General features: G+C 58.4%; 13 protein-coding genes. 12 read left to right on the top strand and 1 reads right to left on the bottom strand.

Annotated features, from left to right (window positions below; genetic code table 11):
• On the bottom strand, nt 1-936 hold a 936-nt coding region (locus E1180_RS16370), incomplete at its 3' end, for a hypothetical protein (RefSeq protein WP_155192602.1).
• 216 nt (nt 937-1,152) lie between these two features.
• Here E1180_RS16370 and bchF point away from each other — a divergent pair.
• Genes bchF through puhE form a run of 12 tightly spaced genes read left to right on the top strand, consistent with a single transcriptional unit; the run spans nt 1,153 to nt 15,269 of the window.
• Nucleotides 1,153-1,710, top strand: a complete 558-nt coding sequence (gene bchF / locus E1180_RS16365; RefSeq protein ID WP_155192601.1) for a 2-vinyl bacteriochlorophyllide hydratase — start codon at nt 1,153-1,155, stop codon at nt 1,708-1,710.
• Nucleotides 1,707-3,011, top strand: coding sequence for a ferredoxin:protochlorophyllide reductase (ATP-dependent) subunit N (locus E1180_RS16360; RefSeq protein ID WP_155192597.1), 1,305 nt, complete (start codon nt 1,707-1,709; stop codon nt 3,009-3,011). Before bchF ends, E1180_RS16360 begins: the two co-directional genes overlap by 4 nt.
• 36 nt (nt 3,012-3,047) lie before the next feature.
• A complete protein-coding gene (gene bchB, locus E1180_RS16355) occupies nt 3,048-4,562 on the top strand; it encodes a ferredoxin:protochlorophyllide reductase (ATP-dependent) subunit B (RefSeq protein WP_155192594.1) in 1,515 nt (504 codons plus the stop codon).
• Nucleotides 4,537-8,298: a magnesium chelatase subunit H gene (locus E1180_RS16350; RefSeq protein ID WP_155192592.1), complete on the top strand. Its 3,762-nt coding sequence runs from the start codon at nt 4,537-4,539 to the stop codon at nt 8,296-8,298. Before bchB ends, E1180_RS16350 begins: the two co-directional genes overlap by 26 nt.
• Nucleotides 8,295-9,224 (top strand): ferredoxin:protochlorophyllide reductase (ATP-dependent) iron-sulfur ATP-binding protein, encoded by a 930-nt coding sequence (gene bchL / locus E1180_RS16345; protein WP_155192589.1) that lies wholly within the window; start codon nt 8,295-8,297, stop codon nt 9,222-9,224. The genes E1180_RS16350 and bchL overlap by 4 nt, the downstream gene beginning before the upstream one ends.
• Before the next feature lie 17 nt (nt 9,225-9,241).
• On the top strand, nt 9,242-9,961 hold the full coding sequence (bchM, locus tag E1180_RS16340; protein ID WP_155192587.1) for a magnesium protoporphyrin IX methyltransferase: 720 nt from the start codon (nt 9,242-9,244) through the stop codon (nt 9,959-9,961).
• Nucleotides 9,958-11,397, top strand: coding sequence for a BCD family MFS transporter (locus tag E1180_RS16335; RefSeq protein WP_155192585.1), 1,440 nt, complete (start codon nt 9,958-9,960; stop codon nt 11,395-11,397). Before bchM ends, E1180_RS16335 begins: the two co-directional genes overlap by 4 nt.
• Nucleotides 11,398-11,431: 34 nt before the next feature.
• Nucleotides 11,432-12,205: a photosynthetic reaction center subunit H gene (puhA, locus tag E1180_RS16330; RefSeq protein ID WP_155192583.1), complete on the top strand. Its 774-nt coding sequence runs from the start codon at nt 11,432-11,434 to the stop codon at nt 12,203-12,205.
• Nucleotides 12,202-12,957: a photosynthetic complex putative assembly protein PuhB gene (gene puhB, locus E1180_RS16325; RefSeq protein ID WP_208997189.1), complete on the top strand. Its 756-nt coding sequence runs from the start codon at nt 12,202-12,204 to the stop codon at nt 12,955-12,957. Before puhA ends, puhB begins: the two co-directional genes overlap by 4 nt.
• A gap of 35 nt (nt 12,958-12,992) precedes the next feature.
• Nucleotides 12,993-13,298 (top strand): hypothetical protein, encoded by a 306-nt coding sequence (locus E1180_RS16320; protein WP_155192581.1) that lies wholly within the window; start codon nt 12,993-12,995, stop codon nt 13,296-13,298.
• A complete protein-coding gene (gene acsF / locus E1180_RS16315) occupies nt 13,295-14,404 on the top strand; it encodes a magnesium-protoporphyrin IX monomethyl ester (oxidative) cyclase (protein WP_208997188.1) in 1,110 nt (369 codons plus the stop codon). Before E1180_RS16320 ends, acsF begins: the two co-directional genes overlap by 4 nt.
• 10 nt (nt 14,405-14,414) lie before the next feature.
• Complete coding sequence (gene puhE, locus E1180_RS16310; RefSeq protein ID WP_155192579.1) at nt 14,415-15,269, top strand: putative photosynthetic complex assembly protein PuhE; 855 nt, start codon at nt 14,415-14,417, stop codon at nt 15,267-15,269.
• Nucleotides 15,270-15,276: the final 7 nt, after the last annotated feature.

Below are 15,276 nucleotides of genomic sequence, written 5' to 3'. Positions count from 1 at the left end.
CCTGCGGATTATGCTGCCAGGTGCGTTAAAGAAAGGCGATGAAATCGGGAGGACTTTTTCCAAATTTTTGAAATTCTCTGAGACTTTCAATGCTGAATAGGCGCTGTCGCAAATACTGTCAATCCCCATTCCAACAAGGAAATCAACAGTGTCAAGCGCTGCAGCGCCCCCTGCAATTATGGGTGGTCTTTTAGGGGCGGAATGCAACCTCACGTCGGAAATCAAACGCTTTAAATTAGACTTTAGTTGACTGTCGCACCATCCAATACAGATCAGATCAGCCCGGCTGGCGGCATCATGAAGATCGGCCCGGGCGTCTGATTCGTAAGTACAGACTTCATGATGCCATCCGCTAGCGGCGAACAGCGCACCCGTGAGATAGGGCATGAGGCTGTGCTTTTCGCCTTCCGGCAAGCAGATCAGAACAAAATGCGCATTTCTCGACTGGATTTTGGCACTTTCTTCCAATGCAATTGCCTGGATACAGTTCTGCAACCGGGCCGAAGCAATGGACACATCCACGATCGACGCCTGATCTTGAAGCCACTCCCGCCCGAGCTGCCGGGCGACGGCTTCCAATAGAAGCAATGTGATAATCGGCGATGCGTCTTGGGGCAGGCAGGAAACCAGGTGCTCCCGCAGGGACGACAGCCGCATATGCGGCTCCAAAATCTTGTCGCGTGTTGTGTGTATCGCAAGCTCAAAATTCGGGTCGCGGTCGAGACCCTGATCCAGATCGATTGTGAGGTATCCAGCGGTCATGGCAGCGACCGGGCCTTCTATCAATCGGCGGAGACGGTCTTGCTCGCCGACGCTCAGGCGGCCTTGCCGCCTGTGCTTGCTACCGTGTCCCGCCTGCAGATCGTCGCCTCCAGACCGGATATCGTGCGTATCGGCCGCGATAACCTGCAGATCGGGGGTGTTGTTCGTCCTCACGTCGGTAGGCCTCCCTGCCCGGTACGGACCTATATTCAGGCTCGGTCGTGCTGAGATTTGGGCAGTTCTGCGCACAGGTGAGCCTGCTTAGCATGACTCCCCCGCTGTTTTATGTAAACAAAAATATACGTCAATCTAAGTTGACACTTTTGGTTTTCTAGCGTTACCCTTCCTCATCTGCCGCGCCCCTTGGCAGGGGCCGGGAGGGAGGAACGCATGTCCCAGAAAAAGTCGAAAAACGAAGGCTTCGCCCAAGGCCTTTACACAGATGAGGAACGCGAGCGCCGCGATGGAAGCATTTGGACAATTGTTCAAGCGGTCTTGGCGCCGGTTCAGTTTGGCGTTTTTCTCATCAGCCTCGGATTGATCATCTATTTTCTGACCACCGGCAAAGCGCAGACAGCGGCTGAGCTGTCCATCGTGATCAAGACACTGACCCTTTATGCGATCATGATTACCGGATCGATTTGGGAGAAAGAGGTCTTTGGCTGCTACTTGTTCGCCACGCCGTTCTTCTGGGAAGATGTTTTTTCCATGCTGGTTCTGGCCCTCCATACAGCCTATCTGGCGGCGCTGTTTTATGGGGCGCTCAGCCCGGCCGGTCTGATGGTGCTCGCACTGGCAGCTTATGCCACCTATGTGGTCAATGCCGGCCAGTTTCTCTGGAAGCTGCGCCAGGCCCGCCTTGACCAGGCCGCCCGCAGGACCGTCCGGACAACGGACGTCCCGTCCGCAGGGCCAAGCGGCCTTCAGGTTGCAGGAGGGTCGCAATGAACCAGCCCGTTTCGCCCAATTGCGCAACCGGTTCAACCATCCGGCAACGGGGACAGCACGAGGTTTTTTGCGGTCTGACGTCCATCATTTGGCTGCATCGGAAGGTTCAGGATGCATTCTTCCTGATCGTCGGTTCGCGCACATGCGCGCATCTCATGCAATCGGCCGCGGGCGTCATGATCTTTTCCGAACCGCGCTTTGCAACTGCAATCATGGAAGAACGTGATCTGGCCGGGATGGCCGACATGCATGATGAGCTTGATGCGGTGGTCGATAAACTGCTGCAGCGCCGCCCGGACATAAAGATGCTCGTTCTGGTCGGCTCCTGTCCGTCTGAAGTCATCAAGTTTGATCTCTCCAAGGCCGCCGAGCGCTTGAACCGTGTGCATGCACCCAACCACCGGGTGCTGTGCTACTCCGGCAGCGGGATCGAGACGACCTTCACCCAGGGTGAAGACAATTTTCTGACAGCTCTCGTTAACGAAGCGCCGAGAGCTCCAGCAAGGAACCCGGCCAAACTGATTGTTGCCGGTTGTCTCCCGGACGTCGTGGAAGACCAGTTCGCGCGTCTGTTTGAAGATATGGGAGTGGACGGCGTTGAGTTTCTGCCTGGACGCAACAGTTCGGCAATGGCTGGCATCGGTCCGGCCACACGCTTTATTCTTGCACAACCCTATCTTGGTGCGACCGCTGCGGCTCTGGAATCTCGGGGGGCGAAAAGAATAGACGCCCTGTTCCCGCTCGGAGAAGAGGGCACAACCGCTTGGTTGCAGGCGATTGCCGATGCATTTGGCGTAGCGGAAGACCGGTTTGAAGCCGCAACGGCCGCGCCGCGGAAGCGCGCCCAAGCAGCCCTGAAAGCCTATAGGCCCTGGCTCGATGGGCGCCGGATTTTCTTCTTTCCCGATTCCCAGTTGGAACCGTCTCTTGCGCGCTTTCTTTTCCGCGAGACCGGTGCGGACATCCTGGAAGTGGGAAGCCCCTATTTGCACCGTGAGCATGCGGCAGGCGAGCTTGCCCTGCTGCCGCCCGGCACGTCCATTTCCGAAGGCCAGGATGTCGACCTCCAAATCGACCGTGCCCGTGCATCCAATCCCGACCTGATTGTTTGCGGCATGGGTCTCGCCAATCCATTCGAGGCAGAAGGCCGTCTGACGAAGTGGTCCATCGAATTCGCATTCACGCCGATCCAGGGCTATGAGCAGGCAGGTGACCTGGCCGAGCTTTTTGTCCGTCCCTTGAAACGCCATTCGGTTCTTTCCGAAGGTCTTGGTATCAAGGAGGCGGCGTCATGCAGCTGAGCATGTACCTATGAGGGACCGCCCCATGTCGGTGCCATGCGCATTGCCGCTTCCATGGAAGGTGTGCACTACGTTCTGCATGCCCCGCAAGGCGATACCTATGCGGATCTGCTGTTCACCATGATCGAGCGGCGGGACAGCCGGCCTCCGGTGACCTATACAACATTCCAGGCCCGCGATCTTGGCGCGTCGACGGCTGATATCTTCAAACTCGCTTGCAAGGAAGCGGTTGACCGTTTCAAGCCAAGCGCCGTGCTCGTGGGTGCGTCCTGTACCGCCGAACTTCTTCAGGATGATCCGGGCGGTCTGGCAAAAACGCTGGACCTCAATATTCCGGTCGTGCCTCTTGAGTTGCCGTCCTATCAGAAGAAGGAAACATGGGGCGCCGCCGAGACCTTCTATCGTCTTGTGCGTGCCTGCGCCGGAAACCGGCAGCGCCCGGACAATGTTCCGGCAAACAGCTGCAACATTTTGGGCCCGACGTCCTTAGGGTTCCGGAACCGGGATGACGTGCGTGAAATCACGGCGCTTTTGACCTCAAATGGTCTGGACGTTCGCGTGGTGGCGCCGCTTGGCGCCCGTCCCGAGGACCTTGCCCAGTTACCGGACGCGGCTTTCAATATTGTTCTTTATCCTGAAATTGCCGAGACAACCGCCCGCTGGCTGCAAAAAGCCTACGGCATGCCGTTCCTGTCACGGGTGCCCATCGGTGTTGGCGAAACCCGCCTCTTTGTCGCGGAAGCAAGGGCAATGGCTGGTTTGGAGGCGGAGAATGAAGTCCGGCAAGACGGAGACCGGCTGACTTGGTACTCCCGGTCCATCGACAGCACATACCTTACTGGAAAGCGTGTCTTTATTTTCGGCGATGCAACCCACGCCATCGCAGCTGCGCGCATTGCCGCCAATGAACTCGGTTTCCAGGTTTGTGGCCTTGGAACTTACATGCGCGAATTCGCCCGTGATGCCCGCGCTGCAGCCAAGGAATACGGGCTCGACGCACTGATCACCGATGATCACCTGGTTGTCGAAGACGCGATTATCGAGGCGCGCCCGGAACTGGTTCTCGGCACGCAGATGGAACGCCATATCGCCAAGCGCCTGCGGGTCCCCTGTGCCGTGATTTCTTCGCCGGTCCACGTTCAGGACTTTCCGGCGCGGTACTCGCCGCAAATGGGCTTCGAAGGGGCCAATGTCATCTTCGACAGCTGGGTCCACCCGCTGATGATGGGCCTGGAGGAGCATCTCTTGTCGATGTTCCGCGATGACTTTGAGTTCAATGACGGGGCAACCGCCTCCCATTTGCATGCTCACAGCCCCGCGACGGGCGCCGTAAGCGACGCAAAGGCGGGAGATGGCTCGGTTAGCGATCAGATCACCCTGCCCAATGCGGCGTCACTTTGGACTGACGAGGCTGAACGGGAGCTAAAGAAAGTTCCGTTTTTTGTCCGCGGCAAGGCACGCCGCAACACCGAGACCTTTGCTGCCGATAACGGCATACACCCGATAACCGTGGAGACGTTGTACGATGCGAAAGCGCATTTCGCCCGTTAATGACCTCCCGATCCGGGTGGTCTTTGTCACGCTCGACAACCATGTCGCGGCGGCGGTCGATGACGCGCGCAAGGCGCTGCGAAAGGACATTCCGGGCCTGTCCCTCTCGGTTTTTGCAGCGACCGACTGGGCAAACAACCCGGACAAGCTTGCCCAATGCCGCGAAGCAATCCGCACTGGCGATATCATCATCGTGTCGATGATCTTTGTCGAAGAGCATGTCACAGCAATCGCGGATGTTCTGGAAGAGCGGCATCTTGAATGCGATGCCATGGTCTGCTGCATGTCGGCCGGCACGATCATGAAATACACTGCCATGGGCCGCTTCCGCATGAACGGCGAGCAAAAGGGGCCGATTGCGCTTTTGAAGAAACTGCGTGGCAGCAGCTCCAGCAATGGCAAGGAAAGCGGCAAAACTGCCGGTGAGCGCCAGATGGCCATGCTGCGCCGGCTGCCGAAACTGCTGAAATACATTCCAGGGACAGCACAAGATGTCCGCAACTACTTCCTGACTTTGCAGTACCGGATTGCGGCATCGGACGAAAACATTGCCAATATGGTGCGCCTGCTGGTCGCCAAATACGCCTCGGGCACGCGCAAAACTTTGCGGTCTGCAGTAACGGTTAAACCGCCGAGCGAATATCCGGATATGGGCCTTTACCATCCGCGATCGGCGCCGCGCATCATCACCTCCAAAGACGACCTGGCAACCGTGAGGGGCGCCAAGGGAACCGTCGGCCTCCTGTTTCTGCGCACCTACCTGCTGTCCGGCGACACCGGTCACTACGACGCTGTCATCGAAGCGCTGGAAGCGCGCGGCTACAATGTTGTCCCTGTTTTTTGCGCAGGCCTTGATATGCGGGCGGCAATCGAAGCCTACATGACCGATGCCAGCGGCAAGACCACCGTCGACGCCCTATGCTCGCTGACCGGGTTTTCTCTGGTCGGCGGCCCAGCCTATAGCGACGCCTCAGCGGCGGCGGAGGCGCTTGAAAAGCTTGACGTTCCCTATCTGTCGGCCTGTGTAACGGAGTTCCAGAGCCTGGAGGGATGGCAGGCGTCGACACAAGGTCTGACCCCGATTGAAAACACTTTGATGGTTGCAATTCCCGAGCTCGACGGAGCAACCGGGTCGATGGTGATTGGCGGCCGGAGCACCGATGATAGCGCTGGCTCCGATGCCCATGGCGCATCTTCCGGACCATCGGGCCGCGCGGCCATGCGTCCTGATGCCGAACGTGTTGCTTTGCTTGCGGACCGGATCGCTGCCATGGCCCGCCTGCGTCAAACGCCGCGCGCTGCCCGCAGGATCGCAGTGACGCTGTTCAACTTCCCGCCCAACGGCGGAAACATTGGAACGGCGGCCTTCCTGTCGGTTTTCGAAAGTCTTCTGGAAACCATGAAACGGATGCGGGCAGAAGGATATGGCGTCGACGTGCCGGCGGATGTGCAAACCCTGCAGGACATGATCCTGAAAGGCAATTCGGACCGGTTCGGAACCGAAGCGAATGTTCACGCAACGGTGCCGGCAGATGACCATGTCCGGCAGGAACGGTACTTGAGCGACATCGAGGCCCAATGGGGTCCGGCGCCAGGGCGCATCCTCAGCAATGGCCGCGGCATTCACATTCTCGGCCGTCAATTCGGCAGTCTGCTGGTCGCGATTCAGCCGTCCTTTGGCTACGAAGGGGATCCGATGCGGCTGCTCTTTGAAGGCGGCTTTGCCCCAAACCATGCCTTTGCCGCGTTCTACACCTATATGCGCGAAGCGTTTGAAGCAGATGCAGTCCTGCATTTTGGCACCCACGGTGCTCTGGAATTCATGCCCGGCAAGCATACCGGCCTGTCCGGCACATGTTGGCCCGACCGTTTGCTGGGCAGTCTTCCCAACTTCTACTTCTATGCGGCCAACAATCCATCGGAAGGCTCGATTGCCAAACGCCGGTCGGCGGCAACACTGATTTCCTATCTGACCCCTTCGATTACCGAGGCCGGTCTTTACAAGGGCCTGAACAGCCTGAAGGCCAGTCTGGATCAATACCGGTCAACCAGCCCTGAAGCACGCGGCGACCGTGAGCGCTTGCTGGAGGTGATCCGGGTGCAGGCCGAGGAGCTGGACCTGACAGGCAAGTCCGCAGACCTTTCCGAAGATGCCTTTGTGCAGCATCTGGTGGCGGCCATTGCCGAAACCGAATATGCGCTGATCCCGCAGGGTTTGCATGTTGCCGGACGGGGCATGGACCTGTCCGAACGTGCCGAGATGCTGGCCCGGATTGCGCCGAGCATGGAAACCGGGACGGGTTTTGTCGCCGACCTTCATATCTGCCGGGCGGTCGCCGGCCGGCGTGACAAGGATCTGTCCAAAGTCATGGCCGGGTTGGACCCTGACGCGAAGAGCGCCATTGGAAAACTCATCCAGATCGACCGGAAACTCTCGGACAATCAGGAACTTGATGGCTTGTTGCGGGCCCTGGATGCCCGATTTGTGCCGCCAGCCCCATCGGGCGATCTCTTGCGCACACCGGAGCTGTTGCCGACCGGCCGCAACATTCACGGATTTGATCCGTTCGGAATACCGAGCAAGTTTGCGTTGGAAGACGGTGCCCGTCAGGCCGCCTTGATCCTTGAGCGTTACATGGAGAACGACGGCAAGCTGCCGGAAACCGTCGCAATGGTGCTTTGGGGGACCGACAATCTTAAAACCGGGGGCGCTCCGCTTGCCCAGGCAATGGCTCTTATGGGCGCCCGTCCGCGGCTCGACTCCTACAACCGGGTGTGTGGCGCAGAGCTGATCCCGCTTGAAGAGCTGAACCGGCCGCGGATCGACGCAGTGATGACGCTCTCCGGTATATTCCGTGACCTGCTTCCGATCCAGGCGAGCATGCTGGCTGAGGCAAGCTATCTCGCGGCCACCGCCGAAGAGCCGGTCGAGCAGAACTTCATCCGCAAACATGCGCTTGCCTATTGTGAGGCCAATGGCTGTGATCTGGAAGCAGCTGCCTACCGGGTGTTCTCCAATGCGGACGGAACCTACGGCTCCAATGTCAACATGCTGATTGCTTCGTCTGCCTGGTCAGATGATGAGGAAATCGCGGAAACCTATACCAGCCGCAAGAGCTTTGCGATCAGCCGCAAGGGCAAGACCAGCCGGCAAACCGAGTTGCTGGACGCGGTCCTTGCAGATGTCGATATGGCCTACCAGAACCTGGAATCTGTCGAAATCGGTGTGACCACCATCGAGCACTATTTCGACACGCTTGGCGGCCTGTCCAAGGCTGTTTCGAAGGCCAAGGGCGGAGCGGAACTGCCGGTATTCATCTCGGATCAGACGCAAGGTGATGCAAAAGTGCGGTCGATCGACGAGCAGGTTGCTCTGGAAACCCGGACCCGGACGCTGAATCCGAAATGGTACGAAGGCATGCTGCAGCATGGCTATGAGGGCGTTCGGCACATCGAGGCCAACGTGACCAACACGTTTGGCTGGTCGGCCACCACGGGCGGGGTCGAACCCTGGGTTTATCAGAATATTACGGAAACGTTCGTTCTGGACGAAGCCATGCGGCGCCGGCTTGCCGATCTTAATCCGGCTTCTGCTGCCCGGGTTGCGGCCCGGTTGCTGGAGGCGCAGGAGCGCGATTACTGGCAACCGAATGAGGAAACGCTCGAGGCATTGCGCCGGGCAGGTGAAGAACTGGAAGACCGGCTGGAAGGCCTGGTGACGGAGGCTGCCGAATGAACATCTACACCCACCCGAAAACGGCTGAACAAGAGGCCCGGACTGCCCAGAAACTGCGGGAGCGGGCAGATGGCGACGGCAGTGTCCAGGTTCATCTGGATCCGACCATGGAGATTGATGGGGCCAAGGTTTTTGCCATCTACGGGAAGGGTGGCATCGGCAAGTCGACGACCTCGTCCAATCTGTCCGTCGCGTTTTCCAAAATCGGAAAGCGGGTTCTGCAGATCGGTTGTGATCCGAAGCACGACAGCACGTTTACGCTCACCAAAAGCCTGATCCCGACCGTGATCGATATTTTGGAGCAGGTCGATTTCCATACGGAGGAGCTGCGCCCGGAAGACTATATGGTCGAAGGGTTCAACGGGGTGCAGTGCATCGAGGCCGGCGGCCCGCCGGCAGGCACCGGGTGCGGGGGCTATGTTGTCGGTCAGACCGTAAAGCTTTTGAAAGAGCATCACCTTCTGGACGACACGGATGTCGTCATCTTCGATGTCCTTGGGGATGTGGTGTGTGGCGGCTTTGCGTCTCCGTTGCAGCACGCAGAGCGCGCGGTTGTTGTCGCGGCCAACGACTTTGATTCCATTTTCGCGATGAACCGGATCGTTGCGGCGATCAAGGCAAAGGCGAAAAACTATGAAGTGCGCCTGGGTGGCGTCATCGCCAACCGGTCCCGCGAGACGGATCAGATCGATCGCTACAATGAAAGCGTTGGTCTGAAGCGCCTCGCCCATGTGCCCGATTCAGATCACGTCCGTTTAAGCCGCCTGAAAAAGAGCACGCTTTTTGAGATGGGCGACACGCCGGAAATCACCGCGATCCAGAACGAATATCTGCAGCTTGCCGAACAGCTTTGGGCCGGCACGGATGCACTTCAGGCAGAACCCATGAAAGACCGGGAAATCTTTGAATTCCTCGGCTTCGAATAAGAAGGTTTGAGACGGCCATGACACGAGCCAGCTACCACCAGCGGATCGGCGAGATCGAACACTACTTCGATCGCACGGCGCTGGACGCCTGGAAGAAGCTGACCGGAGATCAGCCGGTGAGCGGCATCCGGGCAACCGTGCGTCAAGGCCGCGAGGCCATGCGCTCAACCCTTGCAAGCTGGCTGCCGCAGGATCTGTCCGGCTGGCGCATTCTGGACGCCGGCTGCGGGTCAGGTGTGCTGTCAATGGAGCTTATGGGACGCGGCGCCGATGTCGTCGGTATCGATCTGTCAGCACAAATGGTGTCCTTCGCACGTCAGCGGGCGGCAGAACAGATCGGACGGACAAACACCAGTCCGGCCGGTACCGTGACGTTCAAGAGCGGAGACATGCTGGACCCGTATCTTGGCCGGTTTGATGCGGTCATAGCCATGGACGTCCTCATTCACTACGCTCCGGAAGATGCAAAGAAAGTGCTGGAGCAATTCGCGGAGCGCACCCGCAAAAGCCTGATTTTCACGCTGGCGCCGAGTTCGCGCCTGCTGAAAGCCAAGCTGATGATCGGCAAGGCTTTCCCACGTGCGGACCGGGCGCCTGCGATTTATCCCGCCAATCCTGAACGGCTTGTCGACCAATTGGTCCACCAGCCGCACATGACAGGCTGGAAAGCCGGCCGGTCCCACAGAGTGTCCGTTGGGTTCTATACCTCCCAGGCGATGGAGGTGTGCCGGTCATGATCCTCAAGTCCGCATCAAACAGGATGATTGGCTTCTGGCAAACTGCCGGGATCCATTTCATGCCGTTTGCGGACGCGGCCACCAAAGAGGTGCCGCTGTCGCGCCTGTTGCGGCTGGCCCTGTTTCAGGTTTCCGCTGGCTGTGTCCTGGTTCTTTTGACTGGCACGCTGAACCGGGTCCTGATTGTCGAGCTTGGCGTTTCGGTGGCGCTCGTGTCCGCTGTCGTTGCAATCCCGGTTCTGGCGGCGCCGCTGCGGCTTTTCTTTGGCTACAGGTCCGACACCTACAAGTCCGTTCTTGGCTGGAGGCGCGTTCCTTACCTGTGGTTCGGCAGTATCTTGCAGTTCGGCGGGCTGGCTTTCATGCCATTCGCCCTGCTGCTGCTTGAATCCCGGACATTGGGGCCGGAATGGTCCGGCGCAGCGCTGGCAAGCCTGGCTTTTCTGTTTACAGGCTTCGGGCTGCATATGGCTCAAACGGCCGGCTTGGCTTTGGCGACGGATATCGTGCCGCAGGAAAAACGCCCCCGGGTGGTGGCACTGCTCTACGTGATGTTGCTCGCAGGCATGATCGCTGCATCGGTCTTTTACAGCGTGTTTCTTGCAGACTTTTCGCCCAAGAGGCTGATCCAGGTCATCCAGACAACCGCGCTTCTGACCATCGTGCTCAATGTCATTGCCATGTGGAAGCAGGAAGCCCGCAACCCGAAACGCACGGCACCGGACCGGAAAGTTGCTGGCTTCTTTGAGGCCTTGGCCGATTACCGGCGCGAACCCGGCGCTATCCGGCTTCTGGTGGCCGTTGCCATCGGATCCGCAGCCTTTTCGATGCAGGACATCCTGCTAGAGCCCTATGGCGGCGAGATACTGGGCATGACGGTTGGGCAGACAACCCTTCTGACCGGCCTCTGGGCGGGCGGCACAATGGCAGGTTTCGCATGGGCTGCTTACAGTCTTAACCGGGGCGGTCACATGTACCGCGTTGCGGCCCGGGGTCTCTTGATCGGTATTGCAGCGTTTTCCGCAGTGGTGTTCGCAGCGCCCATGAACGCAGACGGCCTCTTTTATGCAGGTGCGGCAGGCGTCGGCCTGGGCGGTGGTCTGTTTGCCGTCTGCACGATGCTCGCGGCTATGAGCATCTCCAAACGGGCAGATAGCGGCATCCTGGTCGGGGCCTGGGGTGCCGTCCAAGCCACTGCAATCGGGCTGAGTTTGCTGCTCGGGGGCTTGATCAAAAACGCCGTTAACAGTCTGGCCCTGGACGGCGTTCTCGGCGTTGCCATGAACACTGAAGCAGCCGGTTATCTGGCTGTCTATCATATTGAAATTGCGCTTCTTTTTGTCTGTCTGGCGGTTTTGGGCCCGCTGGCGGGGCATCACTACAAGCAAGCGCAGGAAACTGACACACGTTTTGGACTGGCTGAGATGCCCGGGTAATCCCGGCGTGGCCAAAAAGTAGGGAGCAGAGACCATGACCGAAGTTGTTGGTAGCATAGATGTCGCCCAGGTGGTGCTCTATGTCTTTTGGCTCTTTTTTGCGGGACTGATCTTTTACATCCGTCAGGAGGACCGGCGGGAAGGCTATCCGCTGGAAGATGACGTCTCCGGAAAATTCAACAAGGATCCCTGGCTCTTTGTGCCTCCGAAGAAGACATTCATCCTGCCTCACGGCCGTGGAACCGTTCAAGTTCCGGACTTTAAGCGGGATGGCCGTCCGGTGAATGCAAAGCGGATGTCTCCTGCCCCCGGATACCCGTCCGAGCCGGAAGGAAATCCGCTTTTGTCGGGTGTTGGTCCCGCCTCGTGGGTTCAGCGCCAGGATATTCCGGATCTGACCGCGCATGGCGGCTTGCGGATTGTGCCTTTGCGGGCGGACGAGGAGTTCGGAATTGCGGCCGGCGAGACGGAGCCGCGCGGTTTGCCGGTCTTCGGGTGCGACAAGAAAAAGGCCGGCACCATCCAGGATGTCTGGGTTGACCGCTCCGAACAATTGATCCGCTATTACGAAGTGGCGATGGAAGACGGCAAGACTGTCCTTCTTCCCAACAACTTCGCGGTGATCAAAGTCGGCCGCGCCAAGAAAAAATACATTTTTGTCGAGGCGATCCGCTCCGACCAATTCGCCGACGTTCCCGCCACTGCAAAGCTGGATGCCATTACCCGTTTGGAAGAGGATAAAATCACCGCCTACTACGGTGGTGGGATGCTCTATGCGATGCGCAGCCGGCAGGAGGCATTGGTGTGAGGCAGTTTGTCGTAAGAGAGCACGAGATCGAACCTGTTCCCGGTCTCCCCGGGCGCCTTCCGGATGATGAAAAGGTGCTCTGGCAAGGCAGCCCGTCCTGGAAGCTGATTGCCCGGCACGTTCTGAAAACCCGCTGGATTGCGGCCTATTTCGCAATCATTGCCCTCTGGTCGATTTTATCAGGGGTGAGTGACGGCGAGACGGTGGCCAGCATGGCGGTATCGGTCGCGATCATGACCGTATTGACGCTTGCCGTTTTCGCACTGGTTTCGCTCTATGCATGGGCGGTTCAGAAAACCACCGTTTACACGATCACCAACAAGCGGGTGGTGATACGGTTCGGCGTTGCCTTGTCGATGGCATTGAACCTGCCGTTCAAGCAGATCGAGACCATTGCCTACGGGAAGCTCGACGGGGCGGCCGGTAATCTTGCCTTCGGGCTCAAACCGGAACAGCGGGTCTCGTGGTTGATGCAGTGGCCACATGTCCGCGGATGGCGGTTTGCCCGCGCCGAGCCAAGCCTTATTGGCTTGCCCGACGCTCAGAAAGTGGCGGATCTCGTTGTCATGGCCTTCTCCCAATACACGGCCGCCAGTTCAGGCCACGCACGCATTACCCGCCGGCCGGAGGCGCAGCGCGGCAGCGGGCGTCAGGGGCAAGCTGCTGCACGAACAAGCCGTAAGCCTTCGCCTGAGGCGAGAGACACTGCGGCGGGTCCGGGCCAGGACATTATGTCCGCGGGACGGGCATGACATGAAAACGGAATCGCTCCGGAAAGGAACGTGAGATGAACGCGTTGTTTGCTTTTTTGAGCCGTAAGGAAACGGTCGGCTGCACGGTCGAGATCAACAACACTTTCGACCAGCTCGGCGCGCATCTGCGCTTCGAAAATGGGGTGGTGGTGCATCCTGGTGACGAAGTGCTGGTCCATGGGGCACCCGTTTCGATTCCCTATGGCGAAAGCCAGAGTTTCCGGAGGGAAGCTACTATCCGGCGGGCCGGTCCGCTTGAGCGTGCGTGGACGCGCGCAACTGGTGACCTTGAAATGATGGAGCTGTGCGAGTTCAGCTTTACCGAAAGGGCTTTGTCATGAACCAGATAGTATCATCAGCCGAATTGGCCGCGAACGAGCCGACCTTGGAAAAACGCCGGGCTGCGGTGAATGACACGACCAAGAGCGCGCTGGTTTCCACGATGTTGACGCCGCGGTTTTATACGACCGACTTCGATGAAATGGACAAGATCAATGTCGAGCCGGTCCGAGAGGAATGGGATGCGTTGATTTCGCAGATGCGTTCCGACCCGAACCGGGGACACTTCAAGCGCAGCGAAGAGTGGGACACCGTTGATCTGGACACCATGCCGGCAGATCTGCGGGAGGAACTCATCGACTTCTTGGTGTCGTCCCTGACCTCGGAATTCTCAGGTTGCGTTCTCTACAAGGAAATGAAACGCCGCGGCAAGAACGAGGAAATCTGCGAATTGTTCGGTTTCATGAGCCGGGATGAGTCCCGCCATGCAGGTTTCATCAATGATGCGCTGAAGGACTTCGGGATCGGTGTGAATATGGGCTTTCTCGCCAAGGCGAAGAAATACACCTACTTCAAACCGAAATTCATCTATTACGCGACCTATTTGTCGGAGAAGATCGGCTACGCCCGGTACATCACCATCTATCGGCATCTGGAAAAACATCCCGAACACCGGTTCCACCCCATTTTCAAATGGTTCAAGGAATGGTGCAACGACGAGTTTTCCCATGGCGAGGCATTTTCTCTGATCATCCGGTCAGACAAGCGGTTGCTTCAGGGACGGAACAAGCTCTGGATCAAATTCTTCCTGCTTGCCGTGTTTGCCACCATGTATGTCCGCGACCATATGCGGCCAGCCTTTCACAAGGCGCTTGGGATCAATATCGAAGACTATGACATGCGGGTGTTTCGGCTGACATCGGAGATCTCGCGTCAGTGTTTCCCGCTCGAACTTGATCTCGACAATCCCAAACTCCTGGAAGGTTTCCGGCGCATGGAGCGGATAAGCCGCAAGATGCAGGCCGCAACCGAAAAAGGTGGTCTGTTCGGTCAGCTGGGAAGAGCCTGGTGGGGCGCAGCTGCCGGGGTCAATTTCGCGCGAATGTATATGATCCCGACAAAGAAAAATACTTTGCCGGAGACCTCACGCCTGCAGCCGGTATGGTAGGGCAGCGCTGATGTGGCTTGCAAACCCGGTCATTGCTGTTCTGATCGCCACATGCGTCTGGTGGCTGTCAACTGGGCTTGTGCTCGTGATTGTGCATTGGGCAATCCGCAAGAAGCTGGAACCCTGGCAGCTCTTGCCTTTGGTCACGCTCGTGGGCATCGCCGGATTTTTGCTGATGGTTGAAGGTAGCACCCGGCCGACCCCGATGGGCTCTTACATGGGGTTTTTTGGGGCTCTTCTGGTTTGGGCCTGGCACGAGACCACCTTCTTGACCGGTATGGTGACCGGACGGAACAAGGGTGTTTGTCCGCCAGATGTGAAAGGTTATGCGAGGTTTCGCGCTGCATGGAGGGCTGTCTGCGACCACGAGATTGCGATCCTTCTGACCGCGGTCTTTCTCTGGTTTGTCCTGTCCGGCGCTCCCAACACCTTTGGACTTGCCACATTCGGCCTGTTGTGGGGTATGCGCATTTCAGCGAAACTGCTGATCTTTCTGGGGGCCCGCCACGCAATCAGCGCTTTGATGCCGCCGGGCATCTCGCATTTGCAGACGTACTTCAACACGGGCAGTACCACGCCATTTTTCCCGCTTTTGCTGGCAATCGCGGTTGGATTGTTCACGGTTCTGGTCGCTGGGGCGTTCGCCGCCCATACCGACTATTCCGTTGTTGGCCATATTCTGCTCGCCTCGTTCATGGCCCTGGCCATCATCGAACATCTAATCCTGGTTCTGCCGGTTTCGGATACGGCCCTCTGGCGCTGGGCTGTGCCAAAAGGCAATGGCAAGAGCAATTCGGAAGCATCATCGCGTCATGATTTTTTGCCCACCGGTGTCGGCGCAAAGCGCCGCTTGGACGCCCGGTGAGCTGGAA

Origin of the sequence: Roseibium denhamense (assembly GCF_009711415.1) — a bacterium.
GTDB lineage: Bacteria > Pseudomonadota > Alphaproteobacteria > Rhizobiales > Stappiaceae > Roseibium > Roseibium denhamense.
This window is presented reverse-complemented; position numbering and strand designations above follow the sequence as displayed.

What these genes read in the sequence shown, in the direction of transcription:
- bchF (WP_155192601.1), top strand. Translation starts at nt 1,153, where the DNA reads ATGTCCCAGAAAAAGTCGAAAAACGAAGGCTTCGCCCAAGGCCTTTAC.
- E1180_RS16360 (WP_155192597.1), top strand. Translation starts at nt 1,707, where the DNA reads ATGAACCAGCCCGTTTCGCCCAATTGCGCAACCGGTTCAACCATCCGG.
- bchB (WP_155192594.1), top strand. Translation starts at nt 3,048, where the DNA reads ATGCGCATTGCCGCTTCCATGGAAGGTGTGCACTACGTTCTGCATGCC.
- E1180_RS16350 (WP_155192592.1), top strand. Translation starts at nt 4,537, where the DNA reads ATGCGAAAGCGCATTTCGCCCGTTAATGACCTCCCGATCCGGGTGGTC.
- bchL (WP_155192589.1), top strand. Translation starts at nt 8,295, where the DNA reads ATGAACATCTACACCCACCCGAAAACGGCTGAACAAGAGGCCCGGACT.
- bchM (WP_155192587.1), top strand. Translation starts at nt 9,242, where the DNA reads ATGACACGAGCCAGCTACCACCAGCGGATCGGCGAGATCGAACACTAC.
- E1180_RS16335 (WP_155192585.1), top strand. Translation starts at nt 9,958, where the DNA reads ATGATCCTCAAGTCCGCATCAAACAGGATGATTGGCTTCTGGCAAACT.
- puhA (WP_155192583.1), top strand. Translation starts at nt 11,432, where the DNA reads ATGACCGAAGTTGTTGGTAGCATAGATGTCGCCCAGGTGGTGCTCTAT.
- E1180_RS16320 (WP_155192581.1), top strand. Translation starts at nt 12,993, where the DNA reads ATGAACGCGTTGTTTGCTTTTTTGAGCCGTAAGGAAACGGTCGGCTGC.
- acsF (WP_208997188.1), top strand. Translation starts at nt 13,295, where the DNA reads ATGAACCAGATAGTATCATCAGCCGAATTGGCCGCGAACGAGCCGACC.
- puhE (WP_155192579.1), top strand. Translation starts at nt 14,415, where the DNA reads ATGTGGCTTGCAAACCCGGTCATTGCTGTTCTGATCGCCACATGCGTC.